The sequence below is a fragment of the Pseudomonas sp. NMI760_13 genome (assembly GCF_021283245.1).
Lineage (GTDB): Bacteria > Pseudomonadota > Gammaproteobacteria > Pseudomonadales > Pseudomonadaceae > Aquipseudomonas > Aquipseudomonas peradeniyensis.
Window position 1 is genome coordinate 39,964 of the sequence record NZ_JAJSRC010000014.1, and the last position, 22,666, is coordinate 62,629.

Here is a 22,666-nt window from a genome sequence, read left to right on the forward strand (position 1 = left end):
CCGAACCCGATAGCGGCGGCCGGGCCATGGTCGCCACAAGGAATATCCGCAGATGCCCAAGACCTTCAAGCTTTCCCCCGTGGCCACCGCCCTGGCCCTGAGCCTGGCTGGCGAGGCCATGGCCGCCGAAGACCCGGCGCTGTCCACCGTGGTGGTGACCGGCGTGCGCGGCAGCCAGCAGCGCACCGTGACCGACAGCCCGGTGCCGGTGGACGTGATTTCCGGCGAGCAGTTGCGCACCAGCGGCCAGAACGGCCTCAAGGACATGCTCACGCGCCTGCTGCCCTCGTTCAACGCGCCGACCATCAACGGCGGCGGCACTGCATTCCTGGTGCGCGGCATCAGCATGCGCGGCCTGGGCGGCGACCAGGTGTTGATCCTGGTCAACGGCAAGCGCCGGCACAACACGGCGATGATCAACAACAACGCCCGGGTCGGCACCGCCGCGGTGCCGGTGGACCTCGACCTGATTCCCACCGCGGCGATCGAGCGCATCGAGGTGCTGCGCGACGGCGCGGCGGCGCAGTACGGCTCCGACGCCATCGCCGGGGTGATCAACATCATCCTCAAGCAGGATGCCGAGGGCATCACCTCCGACAGTTCGCTCGGCCAGTACTACGCCGGCGACGGCACCAGCGGCCATGAGGCGGCCAATGCCGGCTTCGGCCTGGGTGACGGCGGCTTCCTCAACCTGTCGTTCGACGCCAAGGTGCAGGAGCCCTACGACCGCGCCGGCGCCGTGCGCGGCAATTTCACCACCCTGGCCAACGGCCAGCCCGACCCGCGCCTGACAGAGCGTCACGGTTGGGGCGAGGAATACGGCCTGGGCCGCGACCGCACCTACAGTGGCGCCTACAACCTGGAACTGCCGCTGGGCGAGGAACTGAAGCTGTATTCGTTCTCCACCCTCAGCTACCGCGACGGCAAGAAAGTCCTCGGCCACCGCGCGCCCACCGACATCACCGCCACCAACTGGCTGCCCAACGCGCCTTATCCGAAAGGCGGCCAGGCCACCCGCGAAGTGGAGGAGACCGACTACCAAGTGCTCGCCGGCCTCAAGGGCCTGGCCGCCGAGTGGGACTGGGACCTGTCGACCACCTATGGCCGCGACAAGGCCAAGCTGTACACCGACAACAACCTCAACCTGTCCAACGACCCCTTGCTGAGCCAGCGGCGCTTCCACCTGACCGACGAGATCTTCGACCAGTGGACCACCAACCTGGATTTCAGCCGGGCCCTGGACATCGGCTGGAGCAGTCCGCTGGAAACCTCGTTCGGCGTCGAGTACCGCTGGGAGAAGTACGAGCTTACCGAGGGCGAACCCAATTCCTACAACTACGGCGACTATGTGATCCCCAGCGGCCCGCTGGCCGGGCGGCGCCCGGACCCGGGGCTGTTCTCGGTCAACGGCACCACCCCGGAGGACGCCGGGCAGATGATCCGCCACAGCGGCGCGGCCTATGTCGACTTCGGTATTAACCTCACCCCACAGTGGTACAGCGCCTTCGCCCTGCGCTATGAGCGCTACAACCAGGAGGTCGGCGAGACCGTCAGCGGCAAGTTCACCACCCGCTACGAGTTCGCCCCGGGCTATGCGGTCAGGGCCGCGGTGAGCAATGGCTTCCGCGCGCCGTCGCTGGCGCAGAACGTGTTTTCCTCGACCAGTTCGGTGACCATTTTCGGCGCCGGCGGCAGCACCAGCACGGCGCGCACCAAGCAGATGCGCCCAGGCTCGCCCGAGGCCATCGCCTTGGGTGCCCAGACCCTGGAGCCGGAAAAGTCGCGCAACTACAGCCTGGGCTTCACCGCCGAACCCACCGACCGCTTGCGCCTGACCGCCGACTTCTACCTGATCGACATCGACGACCGCATCCTGCAGACCGGCGTGCTCACCGGCCCCGCCGTGTCGAGCATCCTGGTGGCCAACGGCCTGTCGCCGGACCTCTCGGGGCAATACTTTGCCAACGCCGCCGATACCCGCACCAAGGGTGTCGACCTGGTGGCCGAGTATCGCCAGCCGCTGGCCGAGTACGGCACCGTGCGCTGGAGCCTGGCTTACAACCACAACAAGACCAGCATCCGCGACCTGGCCGACACCCCGGCGAGCCTGTCGAGCCTGGGCGCGGGCTACGTGCTGTTCGACCGCCAGCAGCAGATCGACCTGACCAAGGCCACACCCAAGGACAAGTGGATCCTCAACAGCAACTACAAGGTCGACGACTGGACGGTGAACCTGACCCTGACCCGCTACGGCGAGTACACCGAAGGCTCGAACATCCCGGCCAACGACCGAACTTACGGCGCCAAGTGGATCACCGATATCGACGTGGCCTACGACCTCACCCAGAACATCACAGTGGCGCTGGGCGCCAACAACCTGTTCGACAAGTACCCGGACAAGATCGGCATCGTGCCCTGGGCCGGGACCTACGAGTACGGCATGTTCTCGCCTTATGGACTGGGTGGGGGGTACTACTACGGCCGTGTGAGCCTGGCGTTCTGATGGGTACTCGCGAAGCTGACGGCTTTCCTGTGGGAGCGGGTTCACCCGCGAACACCGGCATGGCCGGTGCCATCCACCGCGGTGTGCCATTCGCGGGTAAACCCGCTCCCACAGGGGCGTGGCTCGCTGGCGTGTTGCTGTGCCGGGCGTGTCACACGCCGGCCAGCCATGGGAGTTTCCTGCATGATTGAGCGTGGGAGCGGGCTTGCCCCGCGATCACCGGCAGAGCCGGTGCCATCCAACGCGCTGCCTGCATCGCGGGGCAAGCCCGCTCCCACGGGATTCAGGGGGCGTTACATCCTGGCGGGGTTGCTGTGCCTGATGCTGGGGATCGCACACGCCGAAGAAACCCTGCGCGTCTCCAGCCAGAAGAACTCGCTGCAGGTGCTGCTGCAGGCCGCCGGCGAGCTCGAGGATGTGCCATACCCCCTGGAGTTCGCCGCCTTCGGCGCCGCCGCGCCCACCGCCGAAGCCCTGGCGGCCGGCGCGGTGGATATCGGCACCCTGGGCACCGCGCCGTTCGTGTTCGCCACGGCGGCCGGCGCCGGGCTCAAGACCGTCGGGGTGGTGCGCCTGCAGGTGACGCCCACGGCGGTGGCAATCGTCGTGCCCGACAGTTCACCCCTGACCGACGCGGCGTCGCTGGTGGGCCGGCGCATCACCACCACCCGTGGCTCCATCGGCCATTACCTGGCGCTGGCCGCATTGCGCGCCAGCGGCCATAAAGGCCGCGACGCCACGTTCGTGTTCCTGCAGCCGGGCGAGTCGCGCAGCCTGCTGGCCAACGGCGGCGCCGATGCCTGGGCCACCTGGGATCCGTACACCAGCATGGTCCAGCTCGAAGGCGGCACGCGGGTGCTGGTCAGCGGCGAAGGTTTGTTCGCCGGCAACATGCTGCTGGTGGCCAACCCCGCGGCGATTCGCGACAAGCCGGCGCAACTGCGGGATTTCCTGCATCGGGTCGGCCGCGCCTGGGACTGGGCCAACGCTCATGTCGAGCAATTCTCGGCGATCCAGGCCCGCCAGAGCGGGCTGCCACTGGAAGTGCACTTGCGCTCGAACCGCTATTCACAGCCACGCCGGGTCGCAGTCGACGACGCCCTGGTCAGGGACCTGGCCGACACCGCCAGGCTGTACCGGGACGAGGGGGTGATCGGTCCGGGCTTCGTTGCCGAACAACAGGTGGACAGGCAGTTCAATGAGGCGCCGGAAGTTCAGTAAAAGTTATCCGTAACACATGAGCCAAGTTGTCATTTTTATAATGTTCATGCGCATTGCTGATAATGGTTGAAGTTGCTCTGTAATATTTTGAAAAAGTTTTGACGCTAGAGAAAAACGATATTTCACAAGTGCTTGCCGCTTGTTGAAGATGGCCTGGCGACCATCGGATGTCGCCGGTTATCCGCCCATCACAGGTGCAGTCAAACCGTTCAGGAATAGGCGAGGGAGTGTTCATGCTGACAATTACCACGGTCGAGGAGTTGACCGCCGCACAGTTAGACGATGTGATTCACGCCCGTACACTGGGCATCCTGATCAAAGGCTTCGCACCCGCCGATACCGTGGCCCTGGCTCTGGAGCGCCTGAGCCATCACGAACTGCGCGGCGCCTTCAGCGAACAGACCGAGTTCGTGCGCCTGGGCAAGGCCTATATCGAGATCAAGGACGAAGCCAGCCGCGCCGAGTATCACGGCCAGGCCATCGGCAACATCCGCAAGATCCGCAGCGCCTTCGGCCCGCTGGCGTCGCCCATCGATCACCTGCGCCTGCTGCTCGACGAGGTCTGGCCCAAGGGGGCGCGGCTGCTGGATGTGAACGGGCAGAAGTGCTTCGTCGGCATTGCCCGCTTCCAGGGCAACAATGTCGACCTCACGCCGCATACCGACGACCTGGCGCGCAACGCCCCGGCCGACCACCAGCCGCGGCTGCTCACCCAGCTGTCGACCAACATCTACCTGCAGATCCCCGAGGACGGCGGCGAGCTGGAGATCTGGAACCTGCACCCGGACGAGGCCGAATACCAGCGCCTGCGTGGCCAGCGCGCCTACGGCATCGAGCGCCACCTGCTGCCGCCGCCGGACCTGGTGGTCAAGCCCGAGCCGGGCGACCTGATCTTCCTCAACCCGCGGCTGATCCACGCGGTGCGCCCTTCGGCCACCAGCACCCGGGTCACCCTCGGCGTATTCATCGGTTATTTCGGCGACGACCAGCCTTTGGCCTACTGGAGCTAAGCGACATGAGCAATGTGGAAGCGATCAACCTCAAAGCCTATTTCAACAAGGGCGGCGAAGAACTGGACTTCACCGGCAAGCGCTGCGTGCTGGCGGTCAGCGTGGGCCAGGAATACCACGAGGAGCACAAGCTCAGCTCCACCGTGCACCTGATCAACAAATCCGGCTTCAGCCAGGTGAAGGTGGTGGTGGCCGACACCCTGCAGCGCCACAACAAGCACGGCAAGTCGCCGGGCGAGGCGCTGTCGGCGTCGATCCGCGACGGCGACGCGTGGTTGGCGCGCAATCGCAAGTACCTGGCCGGGCTCGAGGCGCCGGTGCGCATCAGCCGCTGGAACCAGGAGCTGGCCTCGGACCGCTACGCCGAGCTGCGCCAGCAGGTGAACCAGCTGTACCGCGACAGCGAGGACCTGCGCGGCGCCATCGAGGCGACCATCGGCGTGTTCATCGAGCGTTTGCGATTGCGCGACCCCGAGGCGGACCTGGAGCGCGCTGCCGCCCAATGCCGTGAGTACATCCTCGAGGAGGTGCCGATCATCCTGCCGCAGTGGGCCGAGGAGGGGTACGACTACGTGATCTACCCGCAGCAGATGACCGATGCCATGGCCACCGCCCGGCGCCTGCTGGTCGAGCCGCACGCGCCGGAGCGGGTGCACTGGTTGCCGCTGAAGTTCAAGAAGCGCGGCATCCCGATTCCCTTCACCCTGCCAGGAGCGGCGCATCCGGCCTGGGCCGCCAGCGCCATTGCCATCTGAGTCTTCGCAATCCCGGCCCCACGCCACACGGACGACGGCCTTCATACTGAAATCCGGAACAGGAGTTTCCATGGGCGTTTTTGCGCAACAGCAACGCAAATGGTGGGCTTTGCTCGGTGTGAGCATCGCCAGTTTTCTCGGCTGCGTCGACTTCACCATCGTCAATACCGCGCTGCCGGCGCTGCAGGCCGACCTCGGCGCCTCGGTGGACAGCCTGCAGTGGGTGATCAACGGCTTCATCCTGGCGCTTTCCAGCGCCATGGTGCTGGTCGGCCGGCTGGCCGACCTGAAAGGCCGCCGACGGGTGCTGAATATCGGGCTGGGAGTGTTCGGACTGGCCTCGCTGGCGGCGGGGCTGGCCACCGGCATCGACACCCTGGTGGCGGCCCGGGTCGCCCAGGGCCTGGCCTGCGCGGTGCTGTACACCGCGTCGGGGGCGATCGTCGCGGCCACCTTCGCCAGCGAGGAGCAGGGCAAGGCCTTCGGCGTGCTGTTCGGGGTCAACGGCATTGGTCTTGCCGCGGGGCCGGTGCTGGGCGGGCTGATCACCAGCGCCTTCGGCTGGCAGTGGATCTTCCTGGTCAACGTGCCGTTCGTGCTGCTGAGCCTGGCGATCATCGCCGTGGCGGCGGACGAGTCGCGGGCCGGCGAGGAGGGCGCGCGGCTCGACTGGCTGGGCGCGCTGCTGTTGCTGGTGGGCTTGCCGAGCCTGGTGCTGGTGATCGTCCAGGGCGCCGCTTGGGGCTGGACCTCGGCCAATACCTTGGGCCTGCTGGCGGTGGCGCTGCTCGCCTTGCTGGTCTTCGTTGGCGTCGAGTTGCGGGTCGATGCACCGATCATCGACCTGCGCCTGTTCGCCAACCGCCGTTTCGTCGCGGCGGTCACCGCCAGCTTCGGCCTGGCGGTGTTCTATTGCGTGGCATTCTTCGTCATGCCGCTGTACCTGGCGTTGATCCGTGGCGAGAGCGTGCAGGCCAGCGGCCTGCTGTTGTTGCCGACAACGCTCGGGGTGGCGTTGCTGTCGCCGCTGGTGGGCCGCCTGGTGGACCGCAAGGGCCCGGCGCTGCTGGTGCAGGCCGGGCTGCTGCTGTTCGTGCTGTCCGCCGTGCTGCAGGCAGCATTCGGCGAGCACACCTCGCTGGTGCATCTGTTGGGCGCCTTCGCTGTGATGGGACTGGGCTGGGCCTGCATCCTCGGGCCCTCGACGGTGCTGGGGATCTCGTCGGTGCCGCAGCAGGTGAGCTCGGTGGCCATGGGCTCGCTGATGACCCTGCACAATGTCGGCGGTGGGCTAGGGCTGGCGGTGGGGGTAGGGTTGTACCGGGCGGTGGCCACCGATACGTTGTCCGCCGCCAGCGGCGTGCCCGTGCAGACCGGCTGGCTGGCCCGGGCGGCGGCTGCCCCGGAGCAGGGGGCGACCTTGTTGGCCGAGCACCTGGGGCAGGGCGGCGATGTCCTGCAGGGCTGGGTGCATGCCGCGTTCCTCGACGGTTACCAGGCGCTGATGGTGTTCCTCGCCGTCAGCCTGTTGCTGGTCTGGGGCGGCGTGACCTTGCTGCTGCGCACGGCGAAAGTCGCCGCGCCCGCCCAGGAGCCCAGCCATGGCAAGGCGTGACGGCCGCCTGCGGCTGGGCGCCTTTCTCTCCGGCGCCGGCGCTCACGCCGGCAGTTGGCGACATCCGCAGGCCGACGCCGATGCCTCGATCAACTTCGAGCGCTACCGGCAGTACGCCCAGACCCTGGAGCGCGGGCGTTTCGATGCGCTGTTCCTCAACGACAACGTCGCCGTCGGCGAGCTGGACCCACGGGTGCTGCGCAGCAGCGCCTACAGCCTGCGCTGGGACCCGCTGACCCTGTTGCCGGCGCTGGCGGTGGTAACCCGCCATATCGGCCTGATCGCCACCGCCAACACCAGTTTCAACGAGCCGTACAACATTGCCCGCACATTTGCCTCCCTCGATCACTTGTCCGGTGGCCGCGCCGGCTGGAACCTGGTGACCGCGCTGATCGGTGGCGAGAACTTCAACCAGGGGGCGCACCTGCCCCATGCTGATCGTTACGCCCGCGCCGAGGAGTTCTTCGATGTGGTCACCGGGCTCTGGGACAGCTGGGCGGACGATGCCTTCCCGCTGGACAAGGCCTCCGGTACCTGGCTGGAGCCTGCGCGCATGCGGGTGCTCGACCACCAGGGCGAGCATTTTCGCGTACAGGGTCCCTTGAATGCGCCAAGGCCGCTGCAAGGCTGGCCAGTGATTGCCCAGGCCGGTTCCTCGCAGGCCGGCCGGGCGCTGGCGGCACGCAGCGCCGAGTTGGTATTCACCGCCCAGCAGACCTTGAGCGAGGGCCGGGCGTTCTACGCCGACATCCACCAGCGCCTGGCCCTGGCCGGGCGGGAGCCGGAGTCGTTGCTGGTGTTTCCGGGCCTGGCGCCGGTGGTGGGCCGCACGGCCAGCGAAGCCCAGGAGAAGCACGAGCAGCTGCAGTCGCTGGTGGATCCGGAGGCGGCGCTCAAGGCGTTGTCGTTCCTGCTGGACATCGGCATCGACCTGGAGCAGTTGCCGGCGGATGCCCCGGTGGTGCTGCCGGACCCTTTGCCGTTGACCGAGCGGCACCAGAGCCGCCAGCAGTTGGTGGTGGACCTGATCCGCCGCGAACGGCCCACCGCCAGGCAGTTGCTGGCCAGGCTCGGCGCGGGCGGGCACCGGCTGCTGGTGGGCACGCCGGGGCAGATCGTCGAGGAGATGGCCTGCTGGTTCGAGGAGGGGGCGGCGGATGGCTTCAACCTGCTGTTTACCCACCTGCCGGGTGGGCTGGATGATTTTGTCGGGCAGGTGGTGCCCGAGTTGCAGCGGGTGGGGTTGTTCCGGCGTGAGTATGAGGGGCGTACGTTGCGGGAGAATCTGGGGCTGCGGTATGTGCCCAATCGACATTTTCAGAGCTGAGTATGGCGCCTGTGGGAGCGGGCTTGCCCCGCGATGGCGTCATTAGCGAACTGACGCTATCGCGGGGCAAGCCCGCTCCCACGAATACCTGTACTGACCCGGAGGGGCAGCTCAACCCCGCTGATCGAAGAAATGCCCCATCAGCTGCAACAACGGCCGCCGCCGGTTCTTCACCGCGAACTCCCACTCATGGGTCTGCGACGGCGCATGGCCGACCTCATGCTCGCTCAGCAGCTTCTGCACCTGGGCCAACCGGTACCACGGCACCGAGGGGAAGGCGTGGTGGACGATATGCAGGTTGAAGTTGAGGATCACATAGCGCGACCACAGCGGCAGGTCCTTGCAGTCATGGGACACGCCGTCCTGCTCCCAGAACTGCAGGCGGTCGGCGTCCCGCGCAAGCAACGGCGCCTCGGCATGGTGCGGCAGGTTGAGCAGCTCGACCATGAAGAACAGGAATACCCAGGTGATCCCGTAGAACAGCACCAGGTCCAGCAGGTGCCCCAGGCTCCAGGCCAGCACGGCCGCCGCCAGGTACCCGGCCAGGTACAGGCGGGCGAAGCGGATCTCCTTGAGAATCCTCGGCGAACTGTCGCCCTTGGCCCGGGCAATGAACGGCGCGCGCCAGTTGAGCAGGAAATGGTTGGCGGCGATCATCGGGATCCAGTGCTTCCAGACGAACTCCAGGGTGCGCTCCTGCTTTTTCGTCATCACCGAGAAGCGCTCGATCATGCCGCGGTTCTCCGGGTCGTTCACCGGGTGCGCGGTCCAGGTGTGGTGGGCCATGTGGAAGCGCCGACGGACCAGGAACGGCAAGGCGATCAGCCAGCCGTCGCAGTGGCCGATGAAGTCGTTGAGCCGACGGTTGGCCGAGGCGGCGCCGTGGGTCGCCTCGTGCATGATCAGGTAGAGCTGCACGGTGGCCAGGCCTGCCAGCGCCAGGCCCAGCAACTGCAAGGCGGTGGAGTCGGCGAGCCACAGGTTCCAGGCCACCGCCAACAACAGCAGGTCGGCGACCCAGAGCATCACGGTCCAGGGTTCCCGGGCGCCGTCGGGGATCTGTTTTCTTACACTAAGCCATTGGTCCTTGGTCACTTGCAAAAACTCCGATCGGTTAGCTGGCGGCCCTGGAAGCCGGGGCTGCGGGAAGGCTGCAGAGGTTGTTGGCCAGGTGCGCGTAGGCCAGGTCGAAACGGGCGATGTCGTCGTCGAAGCCGTGGCTGCGCGGCGCCACGTCGAAGTCCTGGAACACCAGCTGGAGGCAGTCGTAGCGCGTGCCGTTCTCCAGGTGCCAGGCCGGCAGGTAGGCGGTGATGGCAAAACCCAGGCGGCGCAGGCTGGCCAGCAGTTCCAGCTTGTCGGCCAGGATCACCAGGCTGACGTACTCGGCCTGCGCATGTTGGCGCAGCAGTGCGCCCAGCTCCGCCAGCACGGCTTGGCTTGACAGGTAGCGACCGCACTGGCCCGACAGCATCAGCGCGCCGGCCTTGGGATCGTGGGTGTAGCTGAGCTGGCCATGGCGTTCGGCGCCGGTGGGGCCGCTCAGGAAGGTCTCCGGGTAGCTGCCGGGGGTGACGCCGAGCCGCAGGGCGGGGTAGAGCAGGCGGCGGACGAAGTCGGCGGCGCGGGTGGTCACGTACCAGGGCGCAACATGGACAAAACCGGCCTGGAGCACCGGCTGGATGGCGGTCAGGTGATATTCGCGCAGGCCGTCGACCGTGTCCGGGCCGCCGTCATGCCCCACCAGCACGGCGGGGCGGATCTTGTTCATGACGCTGTGGCTTGCGATGTTGCGGGTGATGTAGAAGCCCAGTTCCACGGGCTCGGGCCGGTGGGTCTCGAAGCCCAGGCGGATCAGGCTGGAGATGGCGCCGGTCCTGCGCGCATCGGGGTGGATGACCCCGTGGCAGACTTCCCACGAGCGGTTCCAGGGGCGACGGGCGATGCAGCAGCAACCGAGCAGCTGGCCCTGGGCCTCGGCAACGAACCACTGTTGTTGCCCACTGCCCATGGAGTGGCGGATATAGCCCGGGTTCTGGCAGGGGTGGGTGGTCTGCCCATAAACCTGCTGGAACAGCGCGGCGAGGGCTTCGATATCGGCGGGGCTGGCCGGGCGATAACGCAGTGATTCGGTTTCCGGCAACGGCGCAACGGCCGTTTGCGGCGAACGGGTCGCAGTCATGACGCACCTTTTGTCTTTATTGAAGGCGAACGAATGCAGTGACCGCCCAAGGCGGGTCACAGGCACGTGGCGGGGTGGGTGCAGGGGTCAGTGACGGGGATGTCGTCGCAGGTCGGCGCGGCTGGGTGATGTGTGTAGAGGGTGAGGCGAGGGTGCGTCATCCGTGAGCATGGCCATCATACGACTCCTGTACATGGCGGGTTCTTGTCCAAGGCCAGCGGAAATCCTTGCCGCTGCCAGGAAACGGACTATAGAGCCACGCCATGGGCCGTCAAACGGGGGGCGACCGGTGTCTGCAACGCGGTGCCCCGTCACGGTGCCGAGGCGGCGGGCAGGCCCGCCCCCTGTTTTTCGGCGCGCAAGGTCCCGGAGCAGTGCGCCGTAAGAAAAGGCTTACATGTAAATGGTTGTAAAGACGACCAAGCGTTCAGATATCGCTGTCCTTGAGGCGGGCAAGGCCGCTGTCGCGCGCGGGTCTGGCATGGCCCGGCAGCGGCTCCGGCCGGGGTAGTCCTGCCGTGCTGTAGACTCGGGTACGACTGCCCAGGCCATCCACCAGTGGCGCCTGCAGCGGGTATCGGGTGCGAGACTTGAGGTCAGCGATCACCTCGTCGAGCAGGGCGTCGATCTGTGCGCTGTCCTGATGATGGGCAGTGGTGATCAGGTGCGCGGTGTCGCCCGAGGTGGCCAGGCAATGGCGTTTCCACACGCTGGCCGAGGGGCAGGGGAACACCACGGTGATCGAGTTGGGGTTGCGCCAGGCCTCGATGCCGGCCGCCCGCAGCCGGTCCACCGCGTGCTGGGCCAGGTCCAGGCAGCGCTGGATGCGTGCGCGCCAGTCCTCCCGCGACCGGCTGCACAGGGCGGCCCACATCATCAGTGGCGTGTGACCATTGCGCGAGCCGCTGATGGTCTGGTCGCGGGCGCTGATGTAGTCGATTTCCACCGAGATGCGCTCGACGTTGCCACGCCGCGCCACGACGATGCCGCAGGGCATCGGCGAGCCGATCATCTTGTGTCCGGAGACGCAGATCGAGTCGATGCCGTCGGCGAACGAGTAGGGCTCGGGGGCGTCGACGAAGGGCAGGATCATGCCGCTCAGGGCCGCGTCGGCATGCAGGTAGTAGTCCTCGCGGCGGATGCCGGCCCGGGCCAGGCGTTGCTGGATGGTGGCGATGTTGTCGGTGGCGCCGCGCAGGGTGGTGCCGATATTGGCGAAGATGATCGGGTGGCGCTCGCCATCGGCGGCGATCCGCGCGACCAGGTCGTCGTAGTCCATCTCGCCGTTGGCCTGGGACTCCACCACTTGGGCCTTGATGCGCAGCAGGCGGACGATCTTGGCCACCGAGTAGTGGGTGTCCTTGGAGTAGTAGAGGGTGGCGGCGGGGAACAGCTCGCGGGCCAGGTAGCAGCCGAACATGTTGCCTTCGGTGCCGCCGTTGGTGACGTAGCCCCAGCTGTCCTCGAACGGGATGTGGAACAGCTCGGCGAAGTAGCGCATCACCTCGCGCTCGAAGTCGAAGGAGTTGAGCAGGTAGTTGCTGGGCTCGTTCCAGTCGCCGCAGTTGTTGATGGAAAAGCGCATGAAACGGTGCAGCAGGCTGTAGTCGAAGTCGGCTGACTCGGGGTAGCCGACATTGAAGTACTGGTGGGTGAGGCAGTATTGCCAGAAAGCCTCGAGACGCTTGTGGTTGGCGGGTGAGAATGTCATGTCCAGCTCCATGGTGCGCGCTCGGCCAGCCAGGGCCGAGCGCGGTGCGGGTGAAAGTCCTTGTCAGTGCCGCATCAGGCTCAGGCGGCCAGGGTGGCGCCGCCGTCGACCACGATATCCTGCAGGGTCACGTGGCCGGCCTGCTCGGAGGCCAGGAACAGCACCACATTGGCGATGTCGTCGGGCGTGGCGATCTTGCCCAGCGGCACGCCGAGCTTGAACTGCCCGGGCAGGCCGTCGACCAGCTGGCGCTCGAGCGCCGGGTCGCCGAGCATGCCGGCGAGCATCGGCGTGCGCGTCGAGCCCGGCGAGACCACGTTGCAGCGCACGCCATAGGGCGCCAGTTCCAGGCCCACGCAGTGGCTCAGGCTGACCAGAGCGGCCTTGGAGGCGCAGTAGGCGGCCATGTTCAGGCGCGGCACGTGGGCGGCGTTGGAGGCGACATTGACGATGGCGCCGCGGCGCTGGCGGCGGAACACCGGGGTCCACTGGCGCATCAGGTAGAACGGCGCGCTCACGTTGACATCCAGGCAGCGCTGCCAGTCCTCGCAGGACACTTCGTCGCTGCGCCCCAGGCGCAGCACGCCGGCGACATTGACCAGCACATCGAGGTACTGCGCCTGCTCCTTGAGGCGGTCGCAGACCCGCTGCACATCGGCCGGGTCGGTCAGGTCGACATGCAGCAGCGGGAACGGCACGTCGGCCTCCTCGCAGTCCAGGCCGATGACCTCGGCGCCTTCGTCGAGAAACTGTTGCGCCACGCAGCGGCCAATGCCGCTGGCGGCACCGGTGACCAGCACGCGCCGGCCGGTGAAACGGGCCATGGCCATCAGGCGGCACCCCGCGCTTGCACCAGCGACCACCAGCCGTCCAGGGTCGGCGCGTTGGCCAGTTCCTCGAAGCTGACGGCGATGCCGCGCTGCTTGAGCTCGGCGGCCAGCTTCATCACCTGCAGCGAGTCCAGCCCGTAGAAGATCAGGCTTTCCTGCGGGTCGAGGTCGCTGTCGTCCTCGATCATCTGGCGCACCCGGCCGTGCAGCCAGTCGCGGGTGGTTTCGCCCGCGGGCTGGGTCAGCAGGGTGGCGGTGTCGGTCACATGGCCGCAGCGGGTGGCCACGTACTTCAGGGCCAGGCGGTGCTCCTCCTCGGAGAAGTCGGCCACCGCATCGCCCACCAGGAAGGCCTGGATATCGTTCATGAAGGCGTCGGCGGCGGTGATCATGCAGCCAATATGGGCGTACACGCCGCCGATCAGCAACTGGTCACGCTGCCAACCGCGCATGCGCTCGAGCAGGTCGGAGCGCTGGAAGGCGCTGTAGCGCCACTTGGTCAGCACGGTATCGCCCGGCTGCGGCGCCAGGGCGTCGATGATCGGTTGCTGCTCGGGGCTGGCCGCCGGCAGGCCCGGGCCCCACATGGCGTTGAGCAGGGCGCGGTCCTCGGGCGGCTGTTCATGGGGCTGGGCGGTGTAGACCACCGGGATGCCCTGCTCGCGGGCCCACTGGATCAGCCGCGACAGGTTGTCCACCAGGGCGGTGAGCAGGGCGCCGTCGGGCTGGTAGAAACGCAGGAAGTAGCGCTGCATGTCGTGGATCAGCAGCACGGCGCGGGCCGGGTCGGGCTGCCACTGGGTCTTGTTGGCCGGGTAGCTGGCCCGCTGTGGCATGGCATAGTCGTGGATGGTTGGAATGGTCATGTCGGGTCCTTGGACGGTCAGGCGGTCGGGGCAACGGCGAGCAGCGCGCGCAGTTGCTTCTTGTCGATCTTGCCCACTGCGGTCAGCGGCATGGCGTCGATCAGCCGGATCCGGTCCGGGAGCTTGTACTCGGCGATGCCCAGGCTCATCAGGTGACGGCGCAGGGCAATCGGCTTGAGCTGCGGATTGCGCGAGACGATGAAGGCGCAGCTCTTTTCGCCGAGCAGGTCGTCGGGCAGCGCCACCAGGGCCGCGTGGGTCACGTCCGGGTGCATGACGATCAGGTTCTCGATCTCTTCCGAAGCGACCTTTTCGCCGCCGCGGTTGATCTGGTCCTTGACCCGGCCGACCACCCGCAGGTTGCCGTCGGCGCTGCGCTGGACGATGTCGCCGGAGTGGTAGAAGCCGTCCTGGTCGAACACCTGGGCGTTGTGCTCGGGGCTTTTGTAGTAGCCGCAGAAGGTGTAGGGGCCGCGGGTGGCGAGCATGCCCGGCTCGCCGTCGGCGACCGGCTGGCCCTGTTCGTCGAGGATGCGCACTTCGTCCAGCTCGCTGATCGGCCGGCCCTGGGTGGTGAACACCTGCTCGTCGCTGTCATCCAGCCGGGTGTAGTTGACCAGGCCCTCGGCCATGCCGAACACCTGTTGCAGCCTGCAGCCCAGCACCTCGGGGACCTGCCGGGCCAGGGCCTCGGCGAAACTGGCGCCGCCGACCTGCAGCAGGCGCAGGCTGCGCAGCTTGGCGGCGTGCCCGGGGGCGGCCTGCAGCCACAGGGCCACGGCGCTGGGCACCAGGGCGGCCATGGTCACGGCATGGCGCTCGATCAGGGCGAAGCAGTTGAGCGGCTCCGGGTTGGTCGCCATGACGATGCAGCCGCCGGCGTGCAGCACGCCCAGGCCACCGGGGGAACTGAGGGTGTAGTTGTGCGCCGCGGGCAGGGCACAGAGAAAGCGTGTGTCGCTGTCCAGGGCGCAGATCTGCGCGCTGGCGCGCACGCTGTAGGCGTAGTCGTTGTGGGTGCGCGGAATCAGCTTGGGAGTGCCGGTGCTGCCGCCGGACAGCTGGAACAGCGCCACTGCGCCGGCTGGGCTGGGCGCGTAGTGGGTGCCGCGCACATCGGCGCTGGCGCTCCAGTCGTCGAGGGCATCGAGCATCAGCGTCAGCTTCGGACGCAGGCCTTCCTTGGCCAGGTCGTCGAGGAACGCGTCGTTGCGGAACACTTCGTGCTCGGCCGAGGCGATCAGCAACGCGGGATGGATCTGCCGGGCAAAGGCGCCCATCTCGTGCTGGCGGTGGCTGTAGAGCGCGTTGACCGGGGCGATGCCGGCCTTGAACAGGGCAAACAGCACGATGTAGAACTCGGCGACGTTGGGCAGCTGCACCAGCGCCGTGTCGCCCTGGCCCAGGCCGTGGGCGGCCAGGCGCGAGGCCAGGTTGGAGGCGCGCCGGTCCAGTTCGCCGTAGCTGATGCGGCGCTCACCGCAGAGGATCGCCGGTGCTTGTGGCTGCGCGGCGGCGCGCTCGATCAGCAACTGGCTGAGCGGCTGGTCGTTCCAGTAGCCGGCGGCGCGATAGCGCTGCGCCCGGTCCGCCGGCCAGGGGGTGAATTCGATAGTCATGAAGGTCTCGGAAAACGGATTTGAGGTCAATGGTCCAGGCCGCAGGCACGCAGCATGGTGCCGAGCTTGGTCTGTACTTCGTTCCATTCGGTGTCGGGGCTGGAGGCCTCGACGATGCCGGCGCCGGCGAACAGGCGCACGCGCTGGCCGTTGAAGGTGCCGCAGCGGATGGTCACCACCCACTCGCCGTTGCCCTGGGCGTCGCACCAACCGACCATGCCGGTGAACAGGCCGCGCTCGAAAGGCTCGACGAAACGGATCAACTGGCGTGCCCGCTCGGTGGGGTAGCCGCACACGGCGGGGGTCGGGTGCAGGCGGCAGGCCAGTTGCAGGGCGTCGATATCGGCCGCCAGTTCGCCCTCGATACGGGTGGACAGGTGCCACAGCGCGGCAGTGCTGATCAGCGACGGTCGCTCGGGGACCTGCAGGCGGCTGCACAGTTCGCCGACGCGCTGGGCGATGTCCTCGGTGACCAGACGGTGCTCGTAGTGGTCCTTCTCCGACGCCGCCAGCCATTGCGCATTGGCGCGGTCGGCCTCAGGGTCGGCCATGCGCCGCACCGAGCCGGCCAGCGGGTTGCTGACGAACGCCGTGCCTTGCTTGTGCACCAGCAGCTCCGGGCTCACACCCAGCAGGGTGGCGCCATCGGCCAGGGGCACGCGGAAGTGGTAGCCCTCGCGGTTCAGTGCTTTCAGGTTGGCCTGCACCTGTGCCGGGTCCACGGGTGCGGCAAAGTGCAGTTCACGCTGCACCGAGAGCACGGCCTTGCGCACATCGCTGTGCTGGAAGTTGACGATGGCGTGGCGCACGGCGCGCTTGAAGCCGTGTTCGTCGGGGATGTTGGCCTGGCTGAGCAACGCCGGCAGTGCGCCGGCCTGGGCGGGAGCCGCGGTGCGCGCCTGCCAGGCATAGGCCTGGGGGACGTACAGGCTGCAAGCCTGGGTGGTGTCGAAAGGGATGGCGCCGACCACGATCGGGTTGTCCTGCCCCGCCTGGCGGGCGCGTTCGAAGGCCTGGTCGATGCTGCGCCGCAGTGCGCCGCCGGCCAGATGGCTTCCTTGCGCCGGGGTGTCGATACGCTCGCGCAGACCGCTGACGCTCAGTTCGCGGTCGCCGGATGTGAATGAAAAGCTCGAGTCCTCTTGGCTGAGCGGCACGGTGTCCCTGTCTTGCAAACGCAGGGTGCCTGTCTTCATGGGTAGCCTCCTTGGCGATGGGTGAGAAAGAAAACCTTGAAATATAATCATTCTCGTTAGTAAATATGAGGACGCGAAACACATGGATTTGTCAACCACGCGGGTAAGCGATGAGAGAGTTAACTTCGATGCAGGCCGCCTGTTGGATCGGGCGGGATGCACATGCGGCACTGGGTGGCGTCAGCGCTCACCTGTATGCCGAGTTCGATGGCCAGGCCATCGATGTGGCGCGCCTGACGGGCGCACTTGAGGGGCTGTACCGGGCGCATTCGATGCTCAGGCTGCGCATCGACGGGCAGGGGCGGCAGACCATCGACGAGGCGCTGTGCGCCCAGCTGGAGCTGGAGGATTTCAGCCACCTGGACGGGCCGGCCGTGGAGCGGCGCCTGCTGGAGAAACGTCGCCAGTGGAGCCACCAGCGCCTGGACCTGAATGTCGGCCAGGGCGCACGCTTCGGCCTCAGCCTGCTGCCGGGCAATGCCAGCCGGCTGCATGTGGACACCGACATGATCGCGGTGGACCCGTCGAGCTTCCGGGTACTGATGGAAGACCTGGCCCGGCTGTACGACACCCCTGGAACCGTGCTGCCGACCACGCCGAGCTACTTCGACTGGCTGGACCAGGTGCGTGCCGATGCCGACCTGCGCGCCGCCCGCAGCCGTGACCGCGGCTGGTGGCGAGCACGCCTGGCGCATATCGCCCCGGCGCCCTCATTACCCTTGCTCCCGCCAGGGCCGGCGCGCAGCGAGCGCCTTGCCGCCCGGCTTGAGCCGGCCCAGTACCGCGCCCTGCAGCAGGCGGCGCGGGCGCAGCGGATCACCTCGTCGGCGTTGCTGCTCGGGCTGTTCGCCAGCGCCCTGGGCGAACACACCGGGGACCGCCGCCTGCGCCTGAACGTGCCGGTGTTCTGGCGCGAGCCGGTGCTGGAGCCGGTGCAACGGATCGTCGGCGAGTTCGCAAACCTGGTGCTGGTCGATGTCGACTTCACCGGCGTCGCCAGCCTTGCCGCGCTGTGCCAGGACCTGCACCGGCAATTGGTCGAGCGCCTGGCGCACAGTGCCTATCCAGGCGTGGACCTGATGCGCGACCTGTCGCGCCATCACGGCACGCCGCAACTGGCGCCGGTGGTCTTTACCGCAGGGCTGGACCTGCCCGGTGGCGAGCTGTTCTCCGAGCGCGTGGGCCGGGTGTTCGGGCCGATGGACTGGGTGATCTCCCAAGGTCCGCAGGTGGCACTGGACGCGCAGGTGGCCCAGGTCGACGGCGGCCTGCTGGTCAACTGGGATGTACGCCTGGATGCATTGCCGGCGGACTGGGTCCGGTCACTGTTCGAGCGCTTCATTGCCTTGGCCGTCGCGGTGGCCGCCGACTCCGGCGCACTGCACCAGCCATTGGCGATCGAGGCCAGCCGGGACCGACCCTTGAACGCCCTGCAGCAGGCCTACCTGCTGGGGCGTGGCGAGCACCTGCCACTGGGCGGCGTGGCCATGCAGGAGTTTCGCGAGTACCGCGGGCGCATGGACCTGGCGCTGCTGCGCAGCCGCCTCACGGACATGGTGCACCGTCACGACAGCCTGCGCACCCGCATCGACGCCCAGGCGCTGACCCAGTCGGTAAGCGACCAGGTGCAGGTCAACCTGGAGGTGATCGACCTGCACGCCTTGACGGCCGAGCAGGCCCAGGCACAGCTCGACGTTCGTCGTGAGGTCTACGCCCATGCGCTGTTCGACTTGGCCGGGCCGCCCTGGAATGTCACCGCCTTCCCGTTGCCGCAGGGCGAGCTGGTGGTGTTCGTGCGCTTCGATGCGTTGATCCTCGATGGACGCTCCATCGCTACCCTGATGGTCGAACTGTTCAACGGGCACTGCCAGCCGCTGACCGCCAGCGAGCCGACGGCGGCTGTTAACGACCAGAGCGAGGTGCGCAAGGCCGATGCCGAGTATTGGAAGTCAAAGCTGGCAGAGGTTGATGGCGCGCCACGGCTACCGTGGCGCTGCGCTCTGGACAAGGTCGGCGTGGCCCGGTACGCACGCCAGCGTCAGGTGATCCTGGCCCCGGCGTTCAAGGCGCTGAGCCGCGCCGGTGCGCGCGAGGGGCTGTTCAAGAACTCGACGATCATGGCCGTGGTACTGGAAGTGCTCGGCCACTGGCTCGACGAGGGCAGCCTGTGCGTGGCGGTGCCGGTGGCGCCGCCCCAGGACGGCGCGTTCGCCAACCGTTCCAGCTTCATCGCCCTCGACTGGCAACACCGCCTGCCCACGCTCGCCGAGCGCGCCAAGCGCCTGCAGGCCGATGTGCTGGAGGGGCTGCAGCACCTGGCGTTCTCCGGCGTGGACCTGGCCCGCCTGCTATACGACAGCAACGGCCCGGGCCCGGCACTGCCGGTGGTGTTGACCAATGGCTTGTCCTGGCCGGTGGGCGCGGTCGATGGTCCGATGACCTTGAGCGCGGGCCTGACCCAGACGCCCCAGGTGGCGATGGACATCCGCTTCTGCAACACCGCCGAGGGAGGCCTGGCGTTCGAGATCGACTATGCCCGCGAAGCGGTCGATGGCCGCTGGGTCGGGCAGTTGCTCGCGGCTCTTGGCCAGGCGGTGGAGCAGTTGGCCGGGCAGGCCGCGTTCGAAATTCACGCACGGCAGTTCATCGACCTTGGTCACTACCGCCTGAACAGCACCGAGGCGCAGGCCGAACCTGTCGACATCCTCGGGCGCATCGCCCACAACCTGTTCGGCCCGGACAATGGGCGCATTGCCTTGCTGCACGGCGAACGGCGTATCAGCTATGCCGAACTGGGGCAGGGCGTGAGTCGCATCGCCGGGGCATTCCAGGCTCGCGGGCTGCGCCCCGGCCAGGTGGTCGCCATCTGTCTGCCACGTGGCCCCGAGCACACCATGACGACCCTGGCCTGCGCCCTGAGCGGGCTGGTCTGGGTGCCGATCGACGCGGCGGCGCCCGAGGAGCGCCTGCGCTACCTGCTGGACAACTGCCAGCCGGCGCTGGTGGTCGACGCAGTCGGTCCACTGCTGGCGAGTCCGCCGGCAACCCTGGACCTGGGTGGCCTGGCGGCCTTGTCGGCCAGCAGCGCGCCGGCCTACTACCTCTATACCTCTGGCACCACCGGCAAGCCCAAGTGCGTGGTGCTGAACAACCGCGCCACCGCCAACGTCATCGGCAGCACCCTGGCACAGTGGCAGGTCAGCCGCAATGACGTGTTCATCTCGGTGACCCCGCTGCACCACGACATGTCGGTGTTCGACGTGCTCGGCAGCCTCTGCGCCGGGGCGGCGCTGGTGTTGCCCGAGCCCGGCGAGGAGAAGGACGCGCTGCGCTGGAACCAGCTGGTCAGGCAGCACGGAGTGAGCCTGTGGTGTTCGGTGCCGGCCATCCTCGAAATGCTCCTGGCCTGCCGCCAGGGCGATGGCTTGCGCAGCCTGCGCCTGCTGGCCCAGGGCGGCGACTACATCAAGCCGGCGGTGATCGCCGAGCTGCGCGAGCAGTTGCCGGCGGCACGGCTGGTGTCCCTTGGCGGGCCGACCGAGACCACCATCTGGAGCATCTGGCACGAGATCGGCGACCAGGACCGCGCCAGGGTGCCCTATGGCCGACCACTGCCGGGCAACCGCTACTGGCTGCTGGACGAGCACGGCGAGCATTGCCCGCAGGGCGTCGCCGGGCGTATCCACACCAGTGGGGTGGGCCTGGCCCTGGGCTACCTGGAGGACGGCGAACTGGTGCAGAACGACTTCGTCAGCGTGCGCGACGAGCACGGTGCGCCGGTGCGGGCTTTCCGTACCGGCGACCGTGGCCGCTATCGCGAGGACGGCGTGCTGCTGTTCGACAGCCGGGTCAATGGCTATGTGAAGGTGCGCGGCGTGCGCGTGTCGCTGCCGGACATCGAGATCGAGCTGATCCGCCATCCGGCGGTGCAGCAGGTGCTGGTGGTGGACTATGGCGACACGCAACAGGGCGAGGCCTGCATCGGCGCGCTCTATGTGCGGCGCAACGGCGCGCCGCCCGGCGCCGTGGCGCTACGCGAGCATGCCCGGGCGCTGCTGGCGCAGTCCCACGTGCCCACGCGCTTCGTCGAGGTGGCCGAGTTGCCGTTGACGGCCAACGGCAAGCCGGACCGCCGCCGCGCCCGCGCGTTGCTGGAAGGCGTAATCGAGCAGGCGCCGGCAGCGACGCCCAGTGACCCGCAGCGTTGCGCCCAGGTGCTGGCGATCTACCAGCAGGTGCTCGGTGCCACGCAGCCGGCCTTGGACTTCCTCGCCATGGGCCTGCGCCCGCAGCACCTCAAGCCCCTGGCGGCACGCCTGGGCGAGGCCTTTGCGGTGCGCTTGTCGCCCGCACAGTTGCTGGCGTGCCGCACGGTCGAAGACGTCGAACGCCTGCTCGCCGCCACGCCTGCCTGAATCAACCGCCCTGGGTCGCACCCAGGGCGCCATCCGTAGTTTTTGGGAAATCATCGAGCATATGGACATAGCAACCGTAGACATCGCCGGCATCGGCGTCGGACCGTTCAACCTGGGCCTGGCCGCGCTGCTGTCGCGCCACCCGGACCTGCGCTGCGCGTTCCTCGAGCGCAAGGCGGAATTTCGCTGGCACGAGGGGCTGCTGCTGCCGGGCACCACCTTGCAGGTGCCGTTCCTCGCCGACCTGGTGACCCTGGCCGACCCTTGCCACCCGTTGAGCTACCTCAACTACCTGCACCAGCACGACCGGTTGTTCCAGTTCTACTACTACGACCACTTCCAGGTGCCCCGGCGCGAATACGATCACTATTGCCGCTGGGCCGCGCGCCAGCTGCCAGCCTGCCACTTCGGCGAAGAGGTCACCGGGGTGCGCTACGATGGCGGCAGCGAGCGCTTCGTCATCGACAGCGTGTCGGTATCGGGCCTGGAGCGGCGCTACAGCAGCCGCGACCTGGCCATCGGCCTCGGTACCCGGCCGTGGCTGCCGGCCTGGGCGCGCGCGCGCAGCCAGGCACCGGTGCTGCACTCGGCGGAGTTCGGCAAGCGCCAGGCCGAACTGGAGCAGTGCCAGCGCGTGGTGGTGGTCGGCTCCGGGCAGAGCGCGGCGGAGTGCGTGCTGGCCCTGTTCAATGCGTTGACGCCGCAGCAGGTGGAGGCGGGGGCGTCGATCCACTGGATTACTCGGTCGGGGGGCTTCCATCCTATGGAGTACTCCAAGCTTGGCCAGGAGTGCTTCACCCCGTCCTACATGAACTACTTCCACACCCTGGACCGCGACAAGCGCCGCGAGATCGTCGCGGAGCAGGGCCTGCTGTACAAGGGCATCAGTTTCTCCACCATCGGCGCAATCTACGACCTGATCTACGAGCGTTCCATCGGCGGGCGCGAGCCGGGGCTGACGTTGTTGTCCAACTGCGACGTGGAGACTGTGGAGGACCTGGCCTCGGCGGGCCTGCGCATGACCTTCCGCCACCGCCAACTGGACCAGCGGGCGACGCTGGAAACCGATGCGATCGTCGCGGCGACCGGCTATGCCCATGCCTGGCCGCAGTGGTTCGAGCAGCTCAAGGGCACGGTGCTGGCCACCGACGCGCACGGTGACTGCATCGTCGGTGAGGATTTCACCGCACAGCGTTGCGATGGCGGCAGTGGCCGGGTGTTCGTGCAGAACGCGGAGATCTTCCAGCATGGCGTCGGCTCGCCGGACCTGGGTCTGGGGCCGGTGCGCAATGCGGTGATCCTCAACCAGTTGCTGGGCCGGGCGCAGTACCGGGTGCCGCAGCGGTCGTCGTTCCAGCTCTACGGGTTGCCGCAGGACTGAGCCATGGGGCTGCTTCGCAGCCCTTTCGCGGCACA

Annotated in this window: 16 protein-coding genes; 8 read left to right on the top strand and 8 right to left on the bottom strand. The window is 67.7% G+C overall.

Going from position 1 to position 22,666, the window contains the following annotated elements; all coding sequences use genetic code 11:
- Nucleotides 1–52 precede the first annotated feature (52 nt).
- The gene (locus LU671_RS15965; protein WP_232856200.1) at nucleotides 53–2,503 is read left to right on the top strand and encodes a TonB-dependent receptor plug domain-containing protein; all 2,451 of its coding nucleotides are present in this window, start codon (nucleotides 53–55) and stop codon (nucleotides 2,501–2,503) included.
- A 41-nt stretch (nucleotides 2,504–2,544) separates the two neighbouring features.
- Here the strand turns inward: LU671_RS15965 and LU671_RS29455 are convergent, their stop codons facing one another.
- Nucleotides 2,545–2,673 carry a hypothetical protein gene (locus LU671_RS29455; RefSeq protein ID WP_269806752.1) on the bottom strand — a complete coding sequence of 43 codons (129 nt, stop codon included), beginning with the start codon at nucleotides 2,671–2,673 and terminating at the stop codon, nucleotides 2,545–2,547.
- A gap of 151 nt (nucleotides 2,674–2,824) precedes the next feature.
- Between LU671_RS29455 and LU671_RS15970 the strand changes: the two genes are divergently transcribed.
- The 5 genes from LU671_RS15970 (at nucleotide 2,825) to LU671_RS15990 (ending at nucleotide 8,431) form a co-directional block, all read left to right on the top strand.
- Nucleotides 2,825–3,724 carry an aliphatic sulfonate ABC transporter substrate-binding protein gene (locus tag LU671_RS15970; RefSeq protein WP_232856201.1) on the top strand — a complete coding sequence of 300 codons (900 nt, stop codon included), beginning with the start codon at nucleotides 2,825–2,827 and terminating at the stop codon, nucleotides 3,722–3,724.
- A gap of 233 nt (nucleotides 3,725–3,957) precedes the next feature.
- Nucleotides 3,958–4,734, top strand: a complete 777-nt coding sequence (locus tag LU671_RS15975) for a 2OG-Fe(II) oxygenase (RefSeq protein ID WP_050705786.1) — start codon at nucleotides 3,958–3,960, stop codon at nucleotides 4,732–4,734.
- 5 nt (nucleotides 4,735–4,739) lie between these two features.
- Complete coding sequence (locus LU671_RS15980; protein WP_096050126.1) at nucleotides 4,740–5,489, top strand: tRNA-dependent cyclodipeptide synthase; 750 nt, start codon at nucleotides 4,740–4,742, stop codon at nucleotides 5,487–5,489.
- A 70-nt stretch (nucleotides 5,490–5,559) separates the two neighbouring features.
- On the top strand, nucleotides 5,560–7,104 hold the full coding sequence (locus LU671_RS15985) for a DHA2 family efflux MFS transporter permease subunit (RefSeq protein WP_232856202.1): 1,545 nt from the start codon (nucleotides 5,560–5,562) through the stop codon (nucleotides 7,102–7,104).
- Complete coding sequence (locus tag LU671_RS15990; protein ID WP_232856203.1) at nucleotides 7,091–8,431, top strand: LLM class flavin-dependent oxidoreductase; 1,341 nt, start codon at nucleotides 7,091–7,093, stop codon at nucleotides 8,429–8,431. The genes LU671_RS15985 and LU671_RS15990 overlap by 14 nt, the downstream gene beginning before the upstream one ends.
- Before the next feature lie 111 nt (nucleotides 8,432–8,542).
- Here the strand turns inward: LU671_RS15990 and LU671_RS15995 are convergent, their stop codons facing one another.
- The 7 genes from LU671_RS15995 to LU671_RS16025 form a co-directional block, all read right to left on the bottom strand.
- Nucleotides 8,543–9,526 (bottom strand): fatty acid desaturase family protein, encoded by a 984-nt coding sequence (locus LU671_RS15995; RefSeq protein ID WP_232856204.1) that lies wholly within the window; start codon nucleotides 9,524–9,526, stop codon nucleotides 8,543–8,545.
- 19 nt (nucleotides 9,527–9,545) lie between these two features.
- The gene (locus LU671_RS16000) at nucleotides 9,546–10,613 is read right to left on the bottom strand and encodes a GNAT family N-acetyltransferase (RefSeq protein WP_232856205.1); all 1,068 of its coding nucleotides are present in this window, start codon (nucleotides 10,611–10,613) and stop codon (nucleotides 9,546–9,548) included.
- A gap of 427 nt (nucleotides 10,614–11,040) precedes the next feature.
- Nucleotides 11,041–12,324, bottom strand: coding sequence for a histidine decarboxylase (locus LU671_RS16005; RefSeq protein ID WP_269806753.1), 1,284 nt, complete (start codon nucleotides 12,322–12,324; stop codon nucleotides 11,041–11,043).
- 80 nt (nucleotides 12,325–12,404) lie between these two features.
- Nucleotides 12,405–13,154: a 2,3-dihydro-2,3-dihydroxybenzoate dehydrogenase gene (gene dhbA / locus LU671_RS16010; RefSeq protein WP_232856206.1), complete on the bottom strand. Its 750-nt coding sequence runs from the start codon at nucleotides 13,152–13,154 to the stop codon at nucleotides 12,405–12,407.
- Nucleotides 13,154–14,020 (bottom strand): isochorismatase, encoded by an 867-nt coding sequence (locus tag LU671_RS16015; RefSeq protein WP_232856207.1) that lies wholly within the window; start codon nucleotides 14,018–14,020, stop codon nucleotides 13,154–13,156. The genes dhbA and LU671_RS16015 overlap by 1 nt, the downstream gene beginning before the upstream one ends.
- Nucleotides 14,021–14,037: 17 nt before the next feature.
- The gene (locus tag LU671_RS16020) at nucleotides 14,038–15,639 is read right to left on the bottom strand and encodes a (2,3-dihydroxybenzoyl)adenylate synthase (RefSeq protein ID WP_232856208.1); all 1,602 of its coding nucleotides are present in this window, start codon (nucleotides 15,637–15,639) and stop codon (nucleotides 14,038–14,040) included.
- A 26-nt stretch (nucleotides 15,640–15,665) separates the two neighbouring features.
- Nucleotides 15,666–16,835 (bottom strand): isochorismate synthase, encoded by a 1,170-nt coding sequence (locus LU671_RS16025; protein WP_232856209.1) that lies wholly within the window; start codon nucleotides 16,833–16,835, stop codon nucleotides 15,666–15,668.
- Between the two features lie 128 nt (nucleotides 16,836–16,963).
- On the opposite strand from LU671_RS16025, the gene LU671_RS16030 reads away from it, so the two are divergent.
- Nucleotides 16,964–21,250, top strand: a complete 4,287-nt coding sequence (locus LU671_RS16030; RefSeq protein ID WP_232856210.1) for an amino acid adenylation domain-containing protein — start codon at nucleotides 16,964–16,966, stop codon at nucleotides 21,248–21,250.
- A 61-nt stretch (nucleotides 21,251–21,311) separates the two neighbouring features.
- Complete coding sequence (basC, locus tag LU671_RS16035) at nucleotides 21,312–22,631, top strand: putative histamine N-monooxygenase (RefSeq protein ID WP_232856211.1); 1,320 nt, start codon at nucleotides 21,312–21,314, stop codon at nucleotides 22,629–22,631.
- The last annotated feature ends 35 nt before the right edge of the window (nucleotides 22,632–22,666 follow it).

Bases quoted from the DNA above. Each gene is read 5' to 3' on its own strand.
- LU671_RS15965 (WP_232856200.1), top strand. From the start codon at position 53: ATGCCCAAGACCTTCAAGCTTTCCCCCGTGGCCACCGCCCTGGCCCTG.
- LU671_RS29455 (WP_269806752.1), bottom strand. From the start codon at position 2,673: ATGGCTGGCCGGCGTGTGACACGCCCGGCACAGCAACACGCCAGCGAG.
- LU671_RS15970 (WP_232856201.1), top strand. From the start codon at position 2,825: ATGCTGGGGATCGCACACGCCGAAGAAACCCTGCGCGTCTCCAGCCAG.
- LU671_RS15975 (WP_050705786.1), top strand. From the start codon at position 3,958: ATGCTGACAATTACCACGGTCGAGGAGTTGACCGCCGCACAGTTAGAC.
- LU671_RS15980 (WP_096050126.1), top strand. From the start codon at position 4,740: ATGAGCAATGTGGAAGCGATCAACCTCAAAGCCTATTTCAACAAGGGC.
- LU671_RS15985 (WP_232856202.1), top strand. From the start codon at position 5,560: ATGGGCGTTTTTGCGCAACAGCAACGCAAATGGTGGGCTTTGCTCGGT.
- LU671_RS15990 (WP_232856203.1), top strand. From the start codon at position 7,091: ATGGCAAGGCGTGACGGCCGCCTGCGGCTGGGCGCCTTTCTCTCCGGC.
- LU671_RS16000 (WP_232856205.1), bottom strand. From the start codon at position 10,613: ATGACTGCGACCCGTTCGCCGCAAACGGCCGTTGCGCCGTTGCCGGAA.
- LU671_RS16005 (WP_269806753.1), bottom strand. From the start codon at position 12,324: ATGACATTCTCACCCGCCAACCACAAGCGTCTCGAGGCTTTCTGGCAA.
- dhbA (WP_232856206.1), bottom strand. From the start codon at position 13,154: ATGGCCATGGCCCGTTTCACCGGCCGGCGCGTGCTGGTCACCGGTGCC.
- LU671_RS16015 (WP_232856207.1), bottom strand. From the start codon at position 14,020: ATGACCATTCCAACCATCCACGACTATGCCATGCCACAGCGGGCCAGC.
- LU671_RS16020 (WP_232856208.1), bottom strand. From the start codon at position 15,639: ATGACTATCGAATTCACCCCCTGGCCGGCGGACCGGGCGCAGCGCTAT.
- LU671_RS16025 (WP_232856209.1), bottom strand. From the start codon at position 16,835: ATGAAGACAGGCACCCTGCGTTTGCAAGACAGGGACACCGTGCCGCTC.
- LU671_RS16030 (WP_232856210.1), top strand. From the start codon at position 16,964: ATGCAGGCCGCCTGTTGGATCGGGCGGGATGCACATGCGGCACTGGGT.
- basC (WP_232856211.1), top strand. From the start codon at position 21,312: ATGGACATAGCAACCGTAGACATCGCCGGCATCGGCGTCGGACCGTTC.